This window comes from Halorientalis pallida, assembly GCF_004118325.1.
GTDB lineage: Archaea > Halobacteriota > Halobacteria > Halobacteriales > Haloarculaceae > Halorientalis > Halorientalis pallida.
Window position 1 is genome coordinate 152,886 of the sequence record NZ_RDFA01000005.1, and the last position, 19,286, is coordinate 172,171.

Sequence of the window (19,286 nt, forward strand, 5' to 3'; positions counted from 1 at the left end):
AGCGTAGTGCGGCGTGCATCGGCTCGGATGGATTTGTCGTACCGCCGCCGTCGGCGTGCCTCTGGGCTTGGGTCCAGAGCTCGTCGTACGTCGATCGACGTCGAAGCATCCGGCGGAGGCTTTCCCAGTTTTCCTGTAACGCCGTCAGCTGGCTACGGAACGGTGGTATTGACCGACCCACACCACCGAGGCCGGAGGGTACATACGGCTGATGGGGTCGTTTCCGGTTTTCCGGACCGGTTCTCACGTTACCGGTCCACTTCGTCAAGCGCCTCGGTCGCGACGTCGCCGAGTTCACCGGCTTCGATGTGTGAATACCGTTCCCGGACCATCTCTTCTGAGTTATCGAGGTATCGGGCTGCGACGGTGTACCCGAAGGCTCGCACATGCTTCCCGAACCGCTGGTCGCGACTCCAAGGGCCGACGACGACGACCGCCGCGACGTCCCGACGCACACACAGACGCTGGCATTTCCCGGCGTCGAGACCTGGACCGGCCTGGTACGTGACGACCATCCGCAGAGCGAACCGTCAGGTCCCTCTCTCCGACGAATTGGCGACTCCACCGGAAGGAGGGTAACAACTGGAGCGGGACCGACGCGTACGGCGGTGAGGGACCGGCGCCAGTACGTGGGTGTCCCCAGCGTGTGGCGGCTGTCACTCTGCGGTAATGGCACGGAGTTTGGCCTGTAGCGTGGCGGGATCAGTGACGACGGTGTCGGCCGCTGTGAGGTCGGCCTCGGCGTTGCCGTCCCCGCGCAGTGCGATGCAGTACATGCCGGCAGCCGTCGCGGCGGTGACCCCGTGCGGGGAGTCTTCGACAGCGATAGCCCGGCCAGGAGTGACGCCCAGTTGATCGGCGGCGTGTTCGTAGATCCCGGGGTCCGGTTTCGAGGGGCCGCCGATATCGTCGGCACCGACGACCACCTCGAAAGCGTCCTGGAGTTCGAACCGGTCGAGCACAATTTCGACCCAGGCACGCTTGGAGGCGGAGACGAGTCCGAGCGCGAGGCCGTCGGCCGCGAGAGTCTTAAGCAGGTCCTGATACCCTGGCATGAGCGTCGCCCGCTCACGATACACCTCTTCGACCCGTTCCTCGTAGAGGGTTGCGAACGTCTCGCGGTCGACGGCGAGCGAAACGCCGTCGAGCGAGCGGAGTCGGTCGTACGCGTCATCGACGCCAAGTGCACGGATGGCGTCCGGTGGTGGGGTCCCCGTCGCGACCGCACTCGGGAGAACGTGATTTCGTTCGATCTCGTACCAGGCGGCGGCCGTCTCAACAGTGACCCCGTCCATGTCGAAACAGACCGCGTCGAAGGCTGCCATCGCCTGCTCGTACGGCCCCCTTACTTGAAGCTCCGCTGATTCCGGACAGTCACGAGGTCTCCGGATGGACCATCTCGTCCAGAAGCTGCCGCCATCGGTGTTATTAATCCCACGGCACGACAGTCGGAACACATGCAGGACGGTGGCCACTGGGCCGACGAGATCCGATTCCTGAGCTACAACGTGTACTACGCAGGCATCGAGAGCACGCCCGAGTGGTCGTGGGACAGTCGGCGCGAGTCTGTCGCGAGCACGCTCCGGTTCCACCGACCGGACGTGATCGCACTGCAGGAGGTCTGGGGGGACCAGCTCCCCGACCTCCGAGGGCGAGTCGACGGCTACGAGTGGTACGGCGAGCGCGCTGCCGGCGGTGAACATACGCCGGTGGGCTATCGCCGTGACCGATTCGAGCGTGAAGGCGCGGGTGTGTTCGCGCTCTCGGAGACGCCCGAGGAGTTGGGCTCGGTCGACTGGGGTGCCACGTACCCACGTTTCGCCACGCACGTCCGGTTGACTGACAGGGTTACCGGGACGACGCTGCTCGTCGTCAGCACTCACCTCGATCACCAGTCCGAACACGCACGCGTGGAGGCTGCCCGACTACTCGTCGACTGGCTGACCGGCACCGACGACACCGTCGAGGACGGTTCGACGGCTCCGATAGAAGCGATCGACGCAGTCGCGCTGGCCGGTGATTTCAACTGCACACCAGGTTCGGACCCGTACGACTATCTCACGTCGGCGACGCCGCTGGCTGACGCGCGGACGGTCGCTGCCAGCCCGCATCACGGGCCAAGCGTCACCTACGCCGGGACAGCACCCGACGACCCCGACCAGGTGTCAAAGCGCATCGACCACGTGTTCGTGACTCCCACTGTAGACGTGGTCCGGACCGGCGTCTGTGCCTATACCGACGCTGACGGGCAGTACCCCTCCGACCACCTCCCCGTCGTCGCCGACCTCAACCCCGGTACGGGCGACGAATCGTGACCCGACTGTAGCTCTCTATATCGCTCGCCACATCAACACTCTAAAACATATATTTTTTCCGATGATTAATGTCGGCACAGTCGCTTGAACGGTGTAATGCGGGACACACGCGCTGCGGGCACAGGGTCATGCAAGAGACTGGCGGGCAACTGGGTGAGGTGGTCGTGAGCGGGGGACGACTCGCCAAGCTCGGGACGCGACTCGGGCTGGACAGCCGGGAGCGTCTCAGCTGGGCACTGTACGACTGGGCCAACTCCGCGTTCGCGACGACCATCATGGCAGCCGTGTTGCCGGTGTACTATGCCTCCGTCGCTGGCGCGGGGTTGTCAGGCAACACCGCCTCGGTCTACTGGGGGTACACGACCGCGGCTGGACTGTTGGTGATCGCACTCGTCGCCCCGGTTCTCGGTTCGGTCGCCGACTACGTCGGGGCAAAAAAGCGGTTCCTGGCCGGGTTTCTCACGCTCGGCGTCGTGTTCACTGCAGCCCTGTTTTTCACCCGGGAGGGTGACTGGTTGTTGACGTCGTCACTGTTCGTCGTCGCCAACGTCGGCTTCGCGGGTGCGAACATCTTCTACGATTCGCTCCTGCCCCACGTCACCGATGAAGAGGGAACTGATCGGTTGTCGGCCGCCGGCTACGCGCTGGGATATCTCGGTGGTGGCGTCCTGCTCGTACTCAACCTCGCTTGGATTCTCAGCCCGTCCACGTTCGGCATCAGCAACAATGCGAGTGCATCGCGATGGGCGATGCTGTCGGTCGCGGTCTGGTGGACCGTGTTCTCGATTCCGATCTTCCGGTATGTCGACGAGCCCGCGCCCCGAAACCGGACTGCCGAGGAGCTCGAATCCAACCCCTCGCCGATCCGTGCGGGGTTCGGGCAACTCCGGCGGACGTTCTCGGAGGTGCGCCAGTACCGCCAGCTGTTCGTATTCCTGCTGGCGTTCTGGCTCTACGCCGACGGCATCGGGACGATCATCAAGATGGCAACCGTGTACGGCGCGACCATCGGCATCGGGCAGCAGGACCTCATCGGCGCGCTCGTCCTGGTGCAGTTCCTCGGCATTCCCTTCGCTTTCGCGTTCGGGTCGCTCGGTGACCGCATCGGTGCCAAGCGGGGCATCTTCATCGGCCTGGTCGTCTACGCGGGCGTCTCCGTCGGCGGATACTTCATCTCCGAAGCCTGGCACTTCTGGGTGCTCGCGGCCGTCGTCGCGACTGTCCAGGGTGGCACCCAGGCGCTGAGTCGCTCGCTGTACAGCACCCTCGTCCCGGCGTCGAAGTCCTCGGAGTTCTTCAGTTTCTTCAGCATCAGCTCGAAGTTCGCGGGTATCTTCGGCCCGCTTCTGTTCTCAGTCATCGGGAGCGTGACCGGGTCGAGTCGCCTGGGTATCGTTTCCCTGCTCGTGTTCTTCGTCGGCGGAATGGTCATCCTGTGGTTTGTAGACGTCGAGGAGGGTCGGCAGGCCGCACGAGACGCACAGGCCGCCGTCGACGGCGACGGAGCCGTCTCGCGTACGGCCGCCGCCGACGGTGGATCAGGAACCTGATAGAGAGGGCCACAGGCTGTCCTTGTTGCTCGGTACGGGGCCATCTCCCATCAGACCCGTGGGGTATGCGATACCGTGTGTCGACTGGCCGTCGCGGACTCAGCTCACCTGATGCCAAGCATAGATTCCAGCCACGAACAATAGCTACACGCATATCTTCACAAATGGATAGGTATACCGGCAGAAAAGAACTATAGCTGGCGCGAGTTTAAGCGATTCCTCATGGAATACACGCTCCAGCCAGACGAGAGTGTCTCGGCGGGGATCAAGCGGATCGTCGCCGGCAAAGTAGAGCGCGGTATCGACCACATCGATGATGAGATGGGGGACCACGAGTCGGTTCACGAGGTGCGAAAGCGGTGCAAGGAGGTGCGGGCCGCGTGTCGACTCGTCCGCCCGGTCCTGCCAACCTACAGCGAAGAGAACGCTCACTATCGCGACGCGGCGAGGCGTATCTCTGATATCCGTGACGCGCACGCGGCTATCGAGACCTTCGACGACCACGTCCGGCCAGCGGTCGAGGATGCCGACGCGCTCGATGCGGATACCCTCGATGGTATGCGAGAGACACTGGTCGCGCGTCGTGACGAACTCGCGGCCGAACAAGACCTCGACGCGCGGCTGGCCACCGTCAGGGACGACCTCGTCGAGGGTCGCCAGCGTGTCGACGACCTGCCGATCGCGACGAACGGCTACGACGCGGTCGCCGGCGGACTCCAGAAATCGTACAAGCGGGCGCGAAACCGGATGGTGGAGGCCTACGAAGATCCGGGGTTCGGGCGGTTCCACGAGTGGCGCAAACGAATCAAGTACCACCGGTACCACTCGCGGTTGCTTAGACGGGTCTGGGTCGGCCCAATGAAAACACGCCGAGGCGAGCTCAAGGAACTCTCGGACGTCATCGGTGACGAGAACGACCTCGCCGAATTCGGTATCATGATGCACGACGAGGACCTGTTCGCACCAGCCACTCGGGAGACTCTCGATCGGATCATCAGGGGCCGGCGCTCGGAGCTCCATCGTCGCGGTCGCCCCTTAGGCGAGCGATTGTTCGCCGAACAACCGGACCAGCTCGTCGATCGACTCGGTGTCTACTGGACGGCGACCCACGAGTACGCCCCTGACCCTTGAGCACTGCCGCTGTCCGGTCATGCCGATCCCGTCGATCATGTCGTCCGCGCAGCGGGATACGGACCCAGGGATGTCGGTGTGAATACCACGGTTCTTCGAGGGTTGTTTCACAGACCGCCGATTCGAACACTCACAAAACCGAAAACAGCTGGCTCACGGTCCCGCAAACTGTGGATGTTACCTGCTAGGATTCATGACAGTTTATTATTATTTCAAACCTCATGTAATCGGCGCTACCAACGCGTTTCTTTTTAGGTCTTGATGACGTTCTGGCTGGTCCAGCGTTCGTCCAGTGTACGGAGGCGAGTCGCTGTCGTCGTGTTTTCAGTGCAACCGGCACAGCGCGTGTCTCCTACCACCGACATTAGGTTAGTATGACAGAATCGCCTGGTACAGCGGTGTGCAACAATTCACTATCGTTCTGAGTCTCCTGCGACGGACCAACTGCTACGGACGATGGTGTCGGTGTTGCCCCATTGTCACTTGTTGTCGAGTGGGGAGGGAAAGACAAAATCGTCAATCCTGTAGCTGACATGGTAAAAAACCCCACTGGGGACATTGCTCCATTTAATCCGGACTGACACACTCTTCGAACATTTATCCGAACGTCACGCGAACATGAATTCGACGATGGACGACGTCCCTTACGAATCAATCGTTGAACAGAGCAACGACGGTATCCTCGTTGCTCAAAACGGCGAAATCGTCTACGCGAACGAGCGATTGCAGGAACTGACAGGATACGCCGAGGCAACACTCGTGGGCGCACCGAAGACAATGCTGGTCACAGACGACGATGCAGCATTGGTTGAGCAGTACCACGGTGCCCGGACGAACGACGAAGACGCTCCGGCTCAGTACGAGGTCACCTTCGAAACTAGGTCCGGTGACCGGATTCCGGTTGGGCTCTCCGTGAATAAGATATCTCGTGGCGGGGAACCAGCAATCGTCGCATTCTGTCGTGAGATCACCAATCAAAAGGAACGAGAAGCGACTCTGGACGACCTCAGACGGGAGTACGAATCAGTCTTTGATCACGTACAGGACCCACTCTTTTTGCTCGATGTCGACGAAAACGGTACTGTTCGCTTCCAGCGGTTCAACGACCGCGAGGAAGCATTTACCGGCAGATCCACTGAGGAAGTCCGCGGGAAGACGCCGACCGAGGTATTCGGCGACGAAACCGGGTTGGAACTGGCGGCCAACTACAGGGAGTGCATCGAACGCCAGGAGACACTTGTCTACGAGGAGGAACTCGACCTCACCGACGAGACGACTATCTGGCAGATCAAGTTGACGCCGATCGTCGTTGACGGGACAGTCGAGCGCATCGTCGGGTCCGGACGTGAGATTACCGAACTCAAAAACCGAGAACGAGAACTCGAACAGGCCAAAACACGGCTCCAAGCGTTGCTCGACGAGGCTCCGGACGCCATTGCTATTCACGACGCGGACGGAGATATTCTGGATATCAACGATCAAAACGTCGAGAATCTCGGATACACCCGCGACGAACTGCTCGAAATGAACGTCACGGACTTCGAGGTCGAACTCGACCAGGAAACGGCACAGGAGACGTGGGCAGGAATGGACATCGGAGAGACACTCAAAGTTGAAAGAACACACCAGCGCAGGGACGGTTCGACATTTCCGACCGAGCTCTGGGTGTCGAAAATCGAAGTCCTGGGCGAGCCACAATATCTCGCGCTCGGGCGAGACGTTACAGAGCGCAAGGAACGGGAAAGAGAGCTCTCCCGGTTCCGGGCCTTTGTCGAGAACACCTCTGACGTGATTACAACGATCAGTGGTGATGGGACAGTCGAATATGTAAGCCCAGCGTCCAGTCGCGTCTCGGGGCATGAACCCGAGGAGCTGATCGGAGCGAAGGTACTCGAACACGTGCATCCAGCTGATCGAGAGGCGATATCCGAGCAGTTGGCAGAGTTGACGGCTACGCCAGACTCCCGTGCGACGGCCGAGTACCGGTTTCGGCACGACGACGGGTCGTGGATGTGGGTTGAATCGACGGGAGTTAACCGACTTGGGGATCCCAAAATCGAAGGGCTCGTTCTAGTCAGTCGAGACATCACCGAGCGCAAACAGTACGAGGAGCGCCTCGACCGGCTGCACGACGCGACGCGTGCTCTCGTGCAGGCCGACACACATGCGTCCATCGCGGAGATCGCAGTCGAGACTGCCCGTGACACCCTCGACCTGCCGATCACCGGGCTCTGGCTGCACGACGAGACCGAGAACATCCTCAGGCCGACGGCTGTAACTGATGCGGGGCGCGACCTCCTGGGCGAGCCGCCGGTCTTCGACCCCGGTACCAATCTCTCCTGGGAGGCATTCCAGGCACAGGAGGTCAAAATGTTCGACGATGTCGCGTCACAGCCGGGGCGGCACAATCCCGAGACGCCGCTCCGGAGTGAGATTATCTTGCCGCTGGGCGAACACGGTGTTATGAATATCGGAGCGACCGAGCGTGCGACATTCGACGAGACGGATCGCTCACTAGCGCACATACTGGCGGCAAATGTGGAGGCGGCACTGACACGCGCGGACCAGCGACAGGAGCTAGCGCGGCAAACCGAGCGGTTAGATCTGGCACTGGAGGGTGGCCAAATGGGTGTCTGGGACTGGAACGTCCAGACGGACGAGGTTACGTTCGACGAGCGCTGGGCAGAGATGCTGGGCCATTCGCTAAACGAGATCGAACCCCATCTGAATGCGTGGGAAAAGCGCGCTCATCCCGAGGACTTACCTGACGCAGAAGCCGCGCTCGAAGCGCACTTTGCAGGTGAAACAGATTACTACAAATGCGACCATCGAATGCAGACAAAGTCCGGTGACTGGATCTGGGTGAGAGACACCGGGGAGGTCGTCGAGCGTGGCGACGATGGTGACCCCGTTCGTGCCGTCGGTACCCACCTTGACATCACCGAGCGCAAGCGGCGAGAGCAAGAACTCAAAGAGAGCAAAGGACAGATTGCAGAACAGAATAACGCCCTAGAATCGTTCACCGACATAGTAACTGATGCCGAGCGAACAGTCGACCAGCAGATAACTGACCTGCTCGATCTGGGAGCGTCGTATCTCGATCTCGATATCGGAATCCTCTCGGAGATCGACGGCGTCGAGTACATGGTCCGGAACGTCGTCGACCCCGCTGAAGCTATCGAACCCGGGGATACGTTCGATCTCACAGACACGTACTGTTCGCTGGTCTATGATGCGGACGGGCCAGTCTCGTTTCACAGTGCAGTTGATGCTGGTGTCAAAGACCATCCAGCGTACCGGGAGCAGGGAATCGAGTCCTACATCGGGGTTCCCGTTTTCGTCGATGACCACCGGTATGGAACCCTGAATTTCTCGCGTCCCGAGTCTCGTAAAGCACCAATCACGGACGCTGAAGAGTCGTTCGTGCGGATTATGGCGCAGTGGGTCGGGACAGAGCTTACACGCCAACAACGCCAGGAGGAACTCGAGCGGACCAGCCAGTTCCTGCAGGACTCACAGGAAGTCGCAAAGGTTGGTGGATGGGAGGTTAGCCTGCAGTCCGAGCGGGTGCGATGGTCCGACGAATTGTATCGCATTCACGGACTGCCGCTGGATGCGAACCCGACACCAGAAGAAGCGATCGAGTTCTATCATCCGGACGATAGAGGGACTATCAGGGAAGCCTTCGACCGTCTCACTACTGAGGGCGAACCGTACGATTTAGAATTGCGGCTCGTCACGGCAGACAATGAGGTTTGCTGGGTCCGGACGCGCGGAGAGCCACGCTACGAGGATGACGAAATCGTCGCTGTTCACGGGACGTTCCAGGACATTACCGAGCGCAAGGAACGAGAGCAGGAGCTCCAGCGACAGAATGGCCGACTCAACGAGTTTGCAGGCGTTATCTCTCACGACCTCCGAAATCCACTCAACGTCGCTCAGGCGCGGGCGACGATTCTGCAACAGCGGGCCGACGACGAGTTGCAGGAACACCTCACTCCGCTCGTGAGGTCGCTGGACAGAATGGAGAGTATTATCGAAGACACCCTGACGCTCGCTCGACAGGGCGAAACTGTTGGTGAGATGAATTCGATACCGGTCGTTGATCTGATCGGGAAATGCTGGGCAGGGGTAGAAGCAGGTGAAGCGACACTCGAAATCGAGGACGAGTTCACGCTACGTGGAGACCACGACCGGCTCCGACACGTGTTCGAGAACCTGTTCCGCAATGCAGTGGAACACGCTGGTGAAGACGTAACCGTTCGAGTGGGACGCTGTGGTGAGAACTGTCTCTATGTCGAAGATGATGGGCCTGGAATTCCACCGGGTGACCGCGACGCAGTGTTTGAACCGGGTCACACGTCTGCAGCTGGCGGAACGGGCTTCGGTCTCACGATTGTCAAGCGCATCGCAGAGGCCCACGGCTGGGAGGTAGCGATTACCGACGGACGAGATGGCGGTGCTCGATTCGAGTTCGATACTCCTGGACTGCCCGTTGAGTGAGTGGTATTGGCCGACTGATTCGTCAGTTCTGATCCGAACACGGGGTCGCTGTGCTGTATCCGCTCTGCATGGATTCTGCGTAGGCCGTTCTGACTGGATTGCTCGTGCTGATTATCGAAGACTCAAGGCTAAAACCCCGCCCTTTAGAGCGGGGATACAGCCGACAACTCTGACACAATCCACTGTCGATAGCAAGGCCGGATATTCCACGCCAACCGAGACTATTAACAAAACAGCGTTCATAACCAGTTATGAAGCCAAAAAATGGGACGAACCATCCGAACCTTCGAGGCCACGATTACGAACCAGCAACAGGTCCGTGACGACCTCGACCAACTCGGATGGGCCGCCTCAAAACTCTGGAACGTCGGTCGCTACTACGCACAAGAGCAGTGGGACGAAACGGGCGAGATCCCCGATGACGGGGAACTCAAAGCCGAACTCAAAGGCCACGAACGCTACACGGACTTACACTCTCAGTCCAGTCAGCGCGTTCTCGAAGAACTCGCTGAAGCGTTCAACGGCTGGTTCGGCAAGCGTCGGAACGGTGATAGCCGTGCCCGACCGCCCGGCTACCGCAAACACGGTGACTCCCACCCGCGTTCAACCGTGTCGTTCAAAACGGCTGGCTTCAAGCACGACGCACAGTTCATCCGTGTCCGCCTCTCGAAAGGCCGCAATCTCAAAGAACACCGGTCGGACTTCATCCTCTGTGAGTACCAGACTAGCCCGGATGTTGACCTGACCGAGTGGGATATTCAACAGGTTCGCGCCGTCTACAAGCGCGATGAGTGGCGACTACAATTCGTCTGTCGCACCACTATCGACCCGGAACCGCCGGGTGACGAGGTGGCTGGTGTTGACCTCGGGATTTGCAACGTCGCCGCTGTCTCCTTCGGCGGGGAATCAGTGTTGTATCCGGGTGGCGCACTCAAAGAAGACGAATACTACTTCACGAAGCAGAAAGCTAAGTGCGACGATTCTTGCTCCCGTGAAGCCACTCGACTTGACCGGAAGCGAACGGGCCGCCGGACGCACTTCTTACACGCACTCTCGAAAGCAATCGTGGAGGAGTGTGTCGAACGAGGTGTCGGGACGCTTGTCGTGGGCGACCTCGGCGGTATCCGAGAAGACGACGAAAACGGAGCGTCTCGGAATCGGGGTGACCACGGGAATCTCGACTTGCACGGGTGGGCGTTCGACCGCTTCACGACGCTACTCGACTACAAGGCAGAAGTCGAAGGTATAGACGTGGAATTGGTGTCCGAACGCGATACGTCGAAATCCTGTTCGGCGTGCGGCCACACAGATAAAAATCAGCGGGTTGAACGTGGCCTGTACGTGTGTGAGAAGTGCGAGACGGTTGCGAACGCGGACGTGAATGGTGCGGAGAACATTCGGCAAAAGGTACTCCCGAGTCTCGCCACGGATGGCGGTGATAGGGATAACGGCTGGTTGGCACAGCCAGCGGTTCGCCTGTTCGACCGTAGTGAGGGTGGTTTCGCCCCACGAGAACAGGTTGCTAACCGCGAACCGTAATATCCCACCGCGGTCGGGAATCCTCGCCCTTCAGGGCGGGGAGGATGTCAAAATCTCTGCACTCCGTAAAGAATAATGCAAACTGGCAGAACCGACAGTAGGTGGTTGGCACATACACTGAACGCGGAATCCTTTCTGAGAAGGTCAAAGCAACTGCTGGAAATGGTCCGATCACACGTCGAATTCCAATCGTGCTCGGATGACAGATTCACTGAACCTGAAAGGTCACCGATAGTCCGTAATGTTTCGATAGGGAACGTAGTATCCGATTTCATCAATCCACGTTGAGAGCCATTCATTCGCGGTTTCCTCGCTAATCCGCCTAGCATCAATGGCGGCCAAGAGGACGCCGACCGAACCGGCAACGGTCACGCCCTGTTCTTTCGCGAATGCTCTTGCGTCGCCGTCGTCCGTCAGTAACCGACCATCGTGTGCGTCAGCAAGCGCAAACGCCTGTGCTTCTCCGGGATCAAGATGGTCGCTGACAACCGCTTCTCTATTTGCAACAGTGTCCGAGACCGTCGCGACCGGCATCTCATCATCTAGTATGTCCAGCGCTGACTGGAGGTAGGGATGATCGTCGACACCATTGTGGAGTTCTTCACGAACGACCGGTACCGTACAGATTCCAGAGAGTCTAGCCACCACCCACAACTGGTCGATGTAGGCGAAGTTCGAGAGAACAGTTGTATTGAGAACGCTTGGGTCCGCTGGAATATCGGTAGTCGTCATTGCGAGTCCGATGTCTCGTTATCAGCAGGCTCATCATCGAATTCGAGTTCCGTCGCCGCCTCCGCTTCGTAGGCTGCATCCTCCTTGTCCGCGAGCCCGAGCCGGAGTTCAACGCCGTGCTCACGGAGAAAATCCCGCATCGTCCAGCGGTCGACATCAGCGAGTCTCGCAGCATCACCGAGCGTGATTCGCTCGCGTTCATAGAGAGCGACCGCAGCTGCTATCCGCTCGTTTTCGTGGTCCTCGAAGTACTCACGTACGAACTCTCGCAACGCATCGCTCTTTCCCCCGAACACACCAGCCTCGACAGCACCCTCGATGAGTAAGTCGAGATCGTCTGGATAGGAGCCGGTGATTCGTGCCATCGTTCTATCCCAAACTACGTCTTCATACTATTTATGAACTGCGCCAGACGGCCATATGCATTGAGACGACCGGTCTCAACTACAGATCTCCCAGATGGAATGCCCCACAGTGCTCGCACAGTTCGACGCTGGCGACATCGACGGCGCCTGCATCCCAGTCGTGGCCTTTTCCAACGGAGCAAAACTCCGTCTCTTTCGGGTCGCCTTCGGTGATCCACGCACCGCGGAACTGAGACTCAAGCATATCGAGTTGGCGGTAGTCGCGACGAGTGCCTCTGGCGGTCATCGGACACTCCTCGCGATGTCCGACCGGATCGTCGATCATCGAGTGGCAGTGCGTGCAGAATTGCGGTGGGGAACAGCCCTCGTTTTGGTCCTGCTTCAGATTCGCTTCCGCGTCGGTGAGGCTCGTGCCTTCCAGATCGTAGGACTGCTCACACGACTGCTCGCAGTTGGCACAAAGGTTGGATTCCAGTCTGCTCGTCGTCGAGCGGGGCTTCGTAGCCCGCGGTACCGGCATTCCCGTGTCCCCACAGGGCGTACTCTTTTGTGAATCGGCCACGACGAGCGGCCTCGACGGTGTGGGATTCGAGCCACTCGAAGTAGCGGAAGACCTCGGGGAAGAACAGCTTGATCTCTCGAAGTTCCTCGCGAGAGCGGGCAAAGGCGCCACAGAGGCAGTCGACAGAGACGTGGAGTTTTTCGTTGACCGGATTCGTCGGAATCTCGTGTTCGTCCTGGTACTCGGCGACCTCGGCGTCGGTGAACGAGACGATCGGAGACACCCAGATTCCAAGGTCGTCTTCCTGGATTCCCTTCCCGTCGATGTTCTCCATCCGCCGCTGGCTTTCGTGCTCGCGAACGCCTGAGATCAGGAGAGGTTCGCCGTCGACGACGTCCGACAGGAACCGCTGGAGGGGCTTCTGTTTGAGGTTCCGGAACATCTGGTTGTGAACAGCTGGACCCGGCATTCCGAAATTGTAGACCAGGTTGTGGTACTCTTCCTTTTCGAGGCGGTATTGGCTCCCCACGATGTGACAGGTCAGTCTCATCTTGTCCGCCCACTCTCGAACCCACTGCCGACTCTGGGGAATGCCGATCCCCGTGTCCAAGTAGACGATCCCGTCGACGTCGATCTGTTCGGAGGCACGGGCGATATGGGCTGCTGTCGTCGAATCTGAACCGCCGGAAACGAGCGCGAACACCCGCTCGAATGATCGATCCGTCGCGGCACCGAAAACGGACTGAGGCGAATGGTACTGAGATTGCATTTCTGCTCCGTCCGCACTCCCCCAACTGAATACAGGATATTGTATACCACTCTACCACCTCAACCAGAACGACATGAGCTACCCACCCCTTTGCGGATTACGCTGAGATGCTGACTGAGACTCGGTAGTAGTGGACCTGTTTGCAGGAACACACACACCCAGTTTGGAGTTATAGCTGCTCCGAACGAGTGTGACCAGTACCGCCGTAAGCACGGTGTGAGCGTCTGACTACTGGACATCTTTCTCCTTCTTCTTTCTTCTTCTTTCTTCTTCTTTCTAGAAAGACTAGACTAGAAGGAACACACCCAGTTTGGAGTTAACAACCCTGCAGTTTGGCTGTTTTGAGACCCTTCCCTCCCTTTCAGAACTCTATAACTCCAAACTGGGTGTCTGTCTGGGTGTCGTATCCCCCTCGTTCCTGATGTATTCTACTCCACGATCTCCCTTGGGGACTACCTGATCCATCTTTTCGGTACCCCTGTTGAACGCCAATCTCGTTATAACTCCAAACCGGGTGTCTGTGCCGATTTTCTCACTCCATAAGTACAACCTCGGTGTGCTGCCCACTCGTTTCTCCAGCTGATCGAGCCTTCATCAGTTGCTGTGCGGATGGGAAGTCGGTGCAGTCTTTCCGGTGACCCCTCCCGTGTCCGTAATCGAAGTAGAAACGTCCTCTACTACTGCTACTCTTTCACGAGCGAAGGGAAATGCAGCAGACTGGTTGACTTGTTCTCTGATCGTTGCTCTTGATGACCGATTTTCCTTTGACGACTCTGTAGTATAACTCCAAACTCGGTGTCTGGTACGTGAAGAACAAGTCGGATTATAACTCCAAACTGGGTGTTGCTTCAGTAAACGATCGAGCCTTTCTATAACTCCAAACAGGGTGTCTCTTGGTTAGCGGACACGTCTATCTATAACTCCAAACTGGGTGTCCCCGATTTCCAGCCGTTAGGGTGGTTTAACTCCAAATTACGTGTCTCCGGGCAGGGTTGGAGTTATCGCTAGCTACGGGATTTCCCGGGAATCACAGCATTTGCCGCATGTTATAACTCCAAACTCGGTGTGTACTTTTACGTGTCTGGCGTTTGGAGGGGGGAGTATGACTTCCGACTCGGGCGAGGATTATGACCCCGAGACCCTCTTCGATACATCTCGGAACAATCGCCAGCAGATATACAACAATCGGGAGCTGGTGGATACGAATCACGTGCCCGCAGCTGACAAGATCGTCGGTAGGAAGGAGGAAATTCAGCGCCTAGCCAACGTAGTTAGTCCACTTATCGATGGGCAGCCCACGAATTCCGTCCTCATATACGGAAAGACCGGGACCGGGAAATCGCTCGTCGCTAAACATATCATGCAGCGGTTGGAGGTTGAGGCTGAACAGCGGCCGACTGATATCGGGACTGCTTATGTCAACTGTGGCTCTGCTAACGGTACCACACGCGCGGTGCGGAATATCGGTGCATCGCTGGCCCCGGAGATGAGTTCGGTGTCGTTCCCGACCCGTGGTCTTTCGACTGACGAATACTTCGAGCGGATTTGGGAGGTCGTCAACACCCACTACGACAGCGTCATCATCACCGTTGACGAGGTCGATATGCTACGCGACGATAGCCCCTTGATGGTGCTTTCTCGAGCCGGCGAGACAGGTGTCGTTGACGTGCCTATCTCAATCATCGGTATCTCGAACAAGATCAACTACCGGGATCAGATGGACGAACGGACAAAGAGTTCCTTCGGTCACCGAGAGTTTGTGTTCGACCCCTATGATGCCGCCCAGCTACGGGAGATTCTTGAACACCGCCGAGAGGCCTTCCAGGAAAATGTTCTCGGAGATGCAGTAATTCCGCGAATTGCCGCGTTGGCAGCGAAAGAACACGGAGATGCCCGAAAAGGCGTGAATCTCCTGTTCTATCTCGGGGAACATGCTGTCGAAGAGGGATACGACGAGATCACGGAGGCTATGATCGACGATGTCCGCGAACTCGCAGATGCCGAACGTCTCAACAGCCTCATCAGTGGGCTTCCGAGTCACGCTCGATTGATCATTGTCGCTCTGGCGGCGCTGACCAAAGGCGATGAGGGCACTGACCAGTGGTTCCGCACCTCAGATATATTCGACACGTACGAAATCTATTGTGAGCGTGAAGGGGCAGACCCGCTCTCGGGCGAACGACGTCGACAGATCCTCGACGAACTATCCTTCCTCGAAATCACTGAGGCGAAGACTAATCACGGTGGCAAGAACGTCGGCACCTACAAGGAACACCGTCTTATGTACGATCCCGACGTCGTCGAACACGTGTACGATGCTACCGACCCGGCGATGTTGTGACGGCCACTCGCCGTAGTACATCATGCCCTCCAGCGTTGGTGCCTTCGCGATGCTTAGTTGGACCTTGCCGTCCGCTTCGTGCCACTCTCGGGTCTCGAATTAGTTCCGGTATGTCGATCGATCACTCGCTTGGCCTCCTTCGCTTTGTTCTTCCAGCCGTAGCCGTCACCGTTACCGGGGCCTTCGTACACGTGCTTTTTCTTCGCGAGGACCTCTCTAGGCGAATCCTCTTCGAATCCGCCTCGCTCCCACGCTCCTGTTTCGTGCAACCAGTCTATGACGCGCTCTTTCGTTTCGTGCCACGAGAGGCCGCGGGCTTCGTACCAGGCGACGAGCGCGAAGATCGCGTTGTCGTGGGCTCCTGGAACGGAGCCGTGCTTGAAGATCGTCGCGAGGGGATCGTACTGAGGATCGACCGGGTCGTGAGCCTCGTCTAGCGGGACCAGCTCGAAGACGCCGTCGCCATCCATCTCGACGAGTCCTGCAGAAAGCAACTCGGCGAAGGCGTCGTCATGGAGGTCGGACCACTCACCGTCGGCTGTGTCTCGGAGTTCGTCGCCCGGCGCTGGGCTGACCATCAGTCGGGAGATAATATCGATGTAGGCCTTCTCGACGTCGGCTCGCGATGCTCTCCCGTGTGAACACTGCGGCTCGTGTCCGTTTGGTTCGCCGCAATCTGGGCAGGGATATCGATCGTACATAGACAGAATCGGCTATTTAGGTCGCACGCTCACAACTCAAAACGATAGCTGTGAACGGATCTGGACGATCTAGAGTGTCGTTGAGACGGTCTCGTCCACGTAGTCGCGGTAGGCTCGCAGGAGTCCTTTCCCTTCTTCGCTGAGAGTGTACGTGTTCGTTCGTTTGTCCAGTGCTTCTTTTTCGAGAAGTCCGAGGTCGACGAGATCGTCGAGATTGGGGTAGAGGCGGCCGTGGTTGACCTCTTCGCCGAGGCGCTCTTGCAGTTGGCGCTTGATGCCGAGGCCGTACGGTTCTTCGTCGCTGTCCTCTAGCCGAGTGATGGCGAGTAGGGCCTCTTTCTGGAACGCGGTCAAGTCTGTTGCCGATACGTCTGCGGATTTCGTGTCGTGCTTACTCATAGGTGGGGTGGGGTTTGTGTGCCGGAGCTACTCCTGTCCGGCTGGGGAATTCGCACAGCCACAATCCGTAGCTGGTTGACCTGTTTCAGTCTTCTGAAGTTCAAATCTCGGTGGATTCGAGGTCTGTCACCGAGTCATCGCGAACGAACTCGTTCTGGATTCCGCCCTTGAACCGCAGGTGGTGAACGCGGACGCAGGCCTGATCCTTCTTCGGTCCGGTTACTGTTGACCGCCAGTCGAACTCGTAGCCGACCACGATTCGACCGTACTTGTCCACTGTCCCGATTTCTTCATCTTCGTCTGGGCCGTCCCAGCTGCAGTGGTACTGTCCGTCTCCAACTGGGGCATCGACGACACCGCCGCCGTACACTGGCACGTCGGTTGGGTTCCGGTGGCACTGGCCGAGCGTCGCGAGCGCGTCGGCGTTGATCGCGATGCTTTCAATTGTCTCTCCGTCGGCGGTGAAACTCTCGACTGCGAACCGGTGCTGGCTGGTTCCCGATCGTGGCGGGGAGACGTGGTCGCTGATCGTGATGTCGAAGTCCTGCTCGAGGATGCTCGCGAAGCGTTCGATCCCGGTTAGGATGGTGGGCTTGCCTTCTTCGACGACCATCTCACCGGCTGGAGTTTCGACCGGCTGTGCGGCGTGCTGGCCGTCCAGATCGGGCTTGTGGATTGGATTGGATGTTCTCGAATGAGGACTGTTCCGGCTGGCCCCAGTAGTACGGCAGGAGCGTCGTCACAGACGATGAGGTTGTAGTTCTCCACCGAGTACCGCCCTTTGCCGGCGAGCGCTCGGAGTGCGATCTCGATGGCTTTGGGGCCGATCCCGTAGCCGTATCGGGTCAGCGTTCCACTGGCCCGGTGGAGCCACCGGTTGAACTCTTCGCGAAAGTTCGCATACGCGGATGGGAGCTCCCAGACCGCTTCGCCATGCTCGTCGATGTAGGACTCGACGTCGCCGTCACTTACCCATCGAGCGTGGGCGAGATACCGCCGTTCGTTGTGGAACAACTGGCTGGATTTGTCTTTGCGTTGGAATCGACGGAGTGTGAGTCCGTAGTCGGTACCCTGGCCGTCCTTCAGCTGGTAGAACCCGTCGGTGACGAGCCGGTCGGCCATCACGGGCTGTCGGTAGGAGGCGGCGATTCCGCTCTGTCCCGATCCCGGACCGTCCGCATCCCAGTATTCGGTGAGTCGTTTGTTCTGCGACATTGGTCAATTGGACCGCAGTGCCCCAATTCTGCCTCGTAGCAATTTGCCACGAGCCAATTGGTACGAAGCAACCCGGGTTAGCACAACGCGCTAACATAATCTGACACCCCTCGTTGAAATTGTAACCCGACAGTTCAGCCTTTCTTGAGACCGAGATACAGCCCGCCTGCGAACCCAGTCCCGACGGGGAGTGTCCCAAGGAGACCAAGGAGCGGCGACGATCCGGACAACGAGGCTCCGTCGACGACCAGGCCAAGCGTTCCACTGCCGAGTGTCGACGCAAATGCTGACCAGTCCACGGTGATGATCCCGATCTGTTCGAGGTACGCAAGAAATCCGAGTTCGAGACCGGCGAGAACGGCGACGACCTTGGCGAGTTTCTTCACCGCATATCCGATGACGCCCCCAATCGCACCAGCACCGAGAAACCCCGTCGCGACGGCTTCTGTTCCGGTGACCATCGTTAGCGCTATGCGCTAACCTGGTCCGGGGCCTGCTCGACGGCTTTGTTCAGCTCGTAGCGGAGGACAGCCTCGGCAGCCAGTGTCAGATCGTCCCCGCCGACGGTTCCGTCCTCGATTTTGTGTTCGAGGCGACGGAGGGCACGCGCTTTCGCAGCGTAGAGGGAGTCTGTTCCGTTGTCGGACATCTGTTGATCGCGAACAGCGGTGTCGACGACGGCTTCTCTGACGTACTCGCGACGGGTGGCGAGCAACGATCGGACCGCATCGTGGATGTTGCTGTGCATCGCACTCTCCTCGCTGTTTCTCAACACCATGTAGGCTAAAAATTGGGGCCGGAAGATCGCAATTAGTCAGGGTCAGGCTTCCTTCACCCACGCAAGTCCTTCTTCGAGGTCTGTGAATCCTTTCGCAGTATGGTTTGCCGCATCATTTTTTTGAGCAATGGCCATTCTCGCAAGCCCTTCTGTAACGTAGGCGGTCCTATCGATGTCCGTTTCATTCGCCAGCGCGGTCCACTCTTCAGCAACGTGTCCGAGTGTGTCCGACCCGCCAGTTTCTGCGTCACCGATCTGAATGATACAGGCATTCATGTCGGGCTGGCCAGCGTGCTCTCGGAAGTGTTCTTCGCCCTCTTCGAGTGCCCCGGATTCGAGGGTTTCTGCCAGCGAGTCAATCTTCCAGATGCCGATACCGTCGCGTTCCTCGTAGTCCAAGCCGGTGGGGAGATCTGCTGCCATCCGAGTTCAATTGCGACACGTCC

Annotated in this window: 18 protein-coding genes and 1 pseudogene; 6 read left to right on the forward strand and 13 right to left on the reverse strand. The window is 58.7% G+C overall.

Going from position 1 to position 19,286, the window contains the following annotated elements; genetic code table 11:
* Positions 1-248: 248 nt before the first annotated feature.
* Positions 249-386: pseudogene (locus EAF64_RS14265) on the reverse strand (site-specific integrase); the annotation flags it as partial.
* A 270-nt stretch (positions 387-656) separates the two neighbouring features.
* Positions 657-1,325: an HAD family hydrolase gene (locus EAF64_RS14270; protein ID WP_129069664.1), complete on the reverse strand. Its 669-nt coding sequence runs from the start codon at positions 1,323-1,325 to the stop codon at positions 657-659.
* 132 nt (positions 1,326-1,457) lie between these two features.
* On the opposite strand from EAF64_RS14270, the gene EAF64_RS14275 reads away from it, so the two are divergent.
* The 5 genes from EAF64_RS14275 to EAF64_RS14295 all read left to right on the forward strand — a co-directional run bounded on the left by EAF64_RS14275 (position 1,458) and on the right by EAF64_RS14295 (position 11,038).
* Positions 1,458-2,315: an endonuclease/exonuclease/phosphatase family protein gene (locus tag EAF64_RS14275; protein WP_129069665.1), complete on the forward strand. Its 858-nt coding sequence runs from the start codon at positions 1,458-1,460 to the stop codon at positions 2,313-2,315.
* A gap of 128 nt (positions 2,316-2,443) precedes the next feature.
* Positions 2,444-3,865, forward strand: a complete 1,422-nt coding sequence (locus EAF64_RS14280; RefSeq protein WP_129069666.1) for an MFS transporter — start codon at positions 2,444-2,446, stop codon at positions 3,863-3,865.
* A gap of 222 nt (positions 3,866-4,087) precedes the next feature.
* On the forward strand, positions 4,088-4,996 hold the full coding sequence (locus EAF64_RS14285) for a CHAD domain-containing protein (RefSeq protein WP_129069667.1): 909 nt from the start codon (positions 4,088-4,090) through the stop codon (positions 4,994-4,996).
* 630 nt (positions 4,997-5,626) lie between these two features.
* Positions 5,627-9,499, forward strand: a complete 3,873-nt coding sequence (locus EAF64_RS14290) for a PAS domain S-box protein (protein ID WP_193767695.1) — start codon at positions 5,627-5,629, stop codon at positions 9,497-9,499.
* A gap of 264 nt (positions 9,500-9,763) precedes the next feature.
* Positions 9,764-11,038, forward strand: a complete 1,275-nt coding sequence (locus EAF64_RS14295) for an RNA-guided endonuclease InsQ/TnpB family protein (RefSeq protein WP_129069669.1) — start codon at positions 9,764-9,766, stop codon at positions 11,036-11,038.
* 225 nt (positions 11,039-11,263) lie between these two features.
* Here the strand turns inward: EAF64_RS14295 and EAF64_RS14300 are convergent, their stop codons facing one another.
* The 4 genes from EAF64_RS14300 to EAF64_RS14315 all read right to left on the reverse strand — a co-directional run bounded on the left by EAF64_RS14300 (position 11,264) and on the right by EAF64_RS14315 (position 13,406).
* Positions 11,264-11,770, reverse strand: coding sequence for a twitching motility protein PilT (locus EAF64_RS14300; protein ID WP_129069670.1), 507 nt, complete (start codon positions 11,768-11,770; stop codon positions 11,264-11,266).
* Complete coding sequence (locus tag EAF64_RS14305) at positions 11,767-12,135, reverse strand: UPF0175 family protein (RefSeq protein WP_129069671.1); 369 nt, start codon at positions 12,133-12,135, stop codon at positions 11,767-11,769. Before EAF64_RS14305 ends, EAF64_RS14300 begins: the two co-directional genes overlap by 4 nt.
* 79 nt (positions 12,136-12,214) lie before the next feature.
* Positions 12,215-12,460 carry a hypothetical protein gene (locus EAF64_RS14310; RefSeq protein WP_129069672.1) on the reverse strand — a complete coding sequence of 82 codons (246 nt, stop codon included), beginning with the start codon at positions 12,458-12,460 and terminating at the stop codon, positions 12,215-12,217.
* A 109-nt stretch (positions 12,461-12,569) separates the two neighbouring features.
* Positions 12,570-13,406 (reverse strand): phosphoadenosine phosphosulfate reductase domain-containing protein, encoded by an 837-nt coding sequence (locus tag EAF64_RS14315; RefSeq protein ID WP_129069673.1) that lies wholly within the window; start codon positions 13,404-13,406, stop codon positions 12,570-12,572.
* A 1,102-nt stretch (positions 13,407-14,508) separates the two neighbouring features.
* On the opposite strand from EAF64_RS14315, the gene EAF64_RS14320 reads away from it, so the two are divergent.
* Positions 14,509-15,747, forward strand: a complete 1,239-nt coding sequence (locus EAF64_RS14320; protein WP_129069674.1) for a Cdc6/Cdc18 family protein — start codon at positions 14,509-14,511, stop codon at positions 15,745-15,747.
* A 53-nt stretch (positions 15,748-15,800) separates the two neighbouring features.
* On the opposite strand, the gene EAF64_RS14325 is transcribed toward EAF64_RS14320, so the two are convergent.
* From EAF64_RS14325 to EAF64_RS14355, 7 genes are all read right to left on the reverse strand, one after another.
* Positions 15,801-16,448 (reverse strand): DUF7474 family protein, encoded by a 648-nt coding sequence (locus EAF64_RS14325; RefSeq protein WP_449272290.1) that lies wholly within the window; start codon positions 16,446-16,448, stop codon positions 15,801-15,803.
* Between the two features lie 69 nt (positions 16,449-16,517).
* The gene (locus EAF64_RS14330; RefSeq protein ID WP_129069676.1) at positions 16,518-16,847 is read right to left on the reverse strand and encodes a helix-turn-helix transcriptional regulator; all 330 of its coding nucleotides are present in this window, start codon (positions 16,845-16,847) and stop codon (positions 16,518-16,520) included.
* A 100-nt stretch (positions 16,848-16,947) separates the two neighbouring features.
* Positions 16,948-17,460, reverse strand: a complete 513-nt coding sequence (locus EAF64_RS14335; RefSeq protein WP_129069677.1) for a hypothetical protein — start codon at positions 17,458-17,460, stop codon at positions 16,948-16,950.
* On the reverse strand, positions 17,427-18,062 hold the full coding sequence (locus EAF64_RS14340; RefSeq protein ID WP_129069678.1) for a hypothetical protein: 636 nt from the start codon (positions 18,060-18,062) through the stop codon (positions 17,427-17,429). The genes EAF64_RS14335 and EAF64_RS14340 overlap by 34 nt, the downstream gene beginning before the upstream one ends.
* A gap of 134 nt (positions 18,063-18,196) precedes the next feature.
* A complete protein-coding gene (locus EAF64_RS14345; RefSeq protein ID WP_129069679.1) occupies positions 18,197-18,523 on the reverse strand; it encodes an FUN14 domain-containing protein in 327 nt (108 codons plus the stop codon).
* A gap of 8 nt (positions 18,524-18,531) precedes the next feature.
* Positions 18,532-18,810 (reverse strand): hypothetical protein, encoded by a 279-nt coding sequence (locus EAF64_RS14350; RefSeq protein ID WP_129069680.1) that lies wholly within the window; start codon positions 18,808-18,810, stop codon positions 18,532-18,534.
* Between the two features lie 72 nt (positions 18,811-18,882).
* Positions 18,883-19,263, reverse strand: coding sequence for a hypothetical protein (locus EAF64_RS14355; protein WP_129069681.1), 381 nt, complete (start codon positions 19,261-19,263; stop codon positions 18,883-18,885).
* Positions 19,264-19,286: the final 23 nt, after the last annotated feature.

Coding starts and splice junctions, on each gene's coding strand:
- EAF64_RS14270 (WP_129069664.1), bottom strand. CDS start 1,325: ATGGCAGCCTTCGACGCGGTCTGTTTCGACATGGACGGGGTCACTGTT.
- EAF64_RS14275 (WP_129069665.1), top strand. CDS start 1,458: ATGCAGGACGGTGGCCACTGGGCCGACGAGATCCGATTCCTGAGCTAC.
- EAF64_RS14280 (WP_129069666.1), top strand. CDS start 2,444: ATGCAAGAGACTGGCGGGCAACTGGGTGAGGTGGTCGTGAGCGGGGGA.
- EAF64_RS14285 (WP_129069667.1), top strand. CDS start 4,088: ATGGAATACACGCTCCAGCCAGACGAGAGTGTCTCGGCGGGGATCAAG.
- EAF64_RS14290 (WP_193767695.1), top strand. CDS start 5,627: ATGGACGACGTCCCTTACGAATCAATCGTTGAACAGAGCAACGACGGT.
- EAF64_RS14295 (WP_129069669.1), top strand. CDS start 9,764: ATGGGACGAACCATCCGAACCTTCGAGGCCACGATTACGAACCAGCAA.
- EAF64_RS14300 (WP_129069670.1), bottom strand. CDS start 11,770: ATGACGACTACCGATATTCCAGCGGACCCAAGCGTTCTCAATACAACT.
- EAF64_RS14305 (WP_129069671.1), bottom strand. CDS start 12,135: ATGGCACGAATCACCGGCTCCTATCCAGACGATCTCGACTTACTCATC.
- EAF64_RS14310 (WP_129069672.1), bottom strand. CDS start 12,460: ATGATCGACGATCCGGTCGGACATCGCGAGGAGTGTCCGATGACCGCC.
- EAF64_RS14315 (WP_129069673.1), bottom strand. CDS start 13,406: ATGCAATCTCAGTACCATTCGCCTCAGTCCGTTTTCGGTGCCGCGACG.
- EAF64_RS14320 (WP_129069674.1), top strand. CDS start 14,509: ATGACTTCCGACTCGGGCGAGGATTATGACCCCGAGACCCTCTTCGAT.
- EAF64_RS14325 (WP_449272290.1), bottom strand. CDS start 16,448: ATGTACGATCGATATCCCTGCCCAGATTGCGGCGAACCAAACGGACAC.
- EAF64_RS14330 (WP_129069676.1), bottom strand. CDS start 16,847: ATGAGTAAGCACGACACGAAATCCGCAGACGTATCGGCAACAGACTTG.
- EAF64_RS14335 (WP_129069677.1), bottom strand. CDS start 17,460: ATGGTCGTCGAAGAAGGCAAGCCCACCATCCTAACCGGGATCGAACGC.
- EAF64_RS14340 (WP_129069678.1), bottom strand. CDS start 18,062: ATGTCGCAGAACAAACGACTCACCGAATACTGGGATGCGGACGGTCCG.
- EAF64_RS14345 (WP_129069679.1), bottom strand. CDS start 18,523: ATGGTCACCGGAACAGAAGCCGTCGCGACGGGGTTTCTCGGTGCTGGT.
- EAF64_RS14350 (WP_129069680.1), bottom strand. CDS start 18,810: ATGCACAGCAACATCCACGATGCGGTCCGATCGTTGCTCGCCACCCGT.
- EAF64_RS14355 (WP_129069681.1), bottom strand. CDS start 19,263: ATGGCAGCAGATCTCCCCACCGGCTTGGACTACGAGGAACGCGACGGT.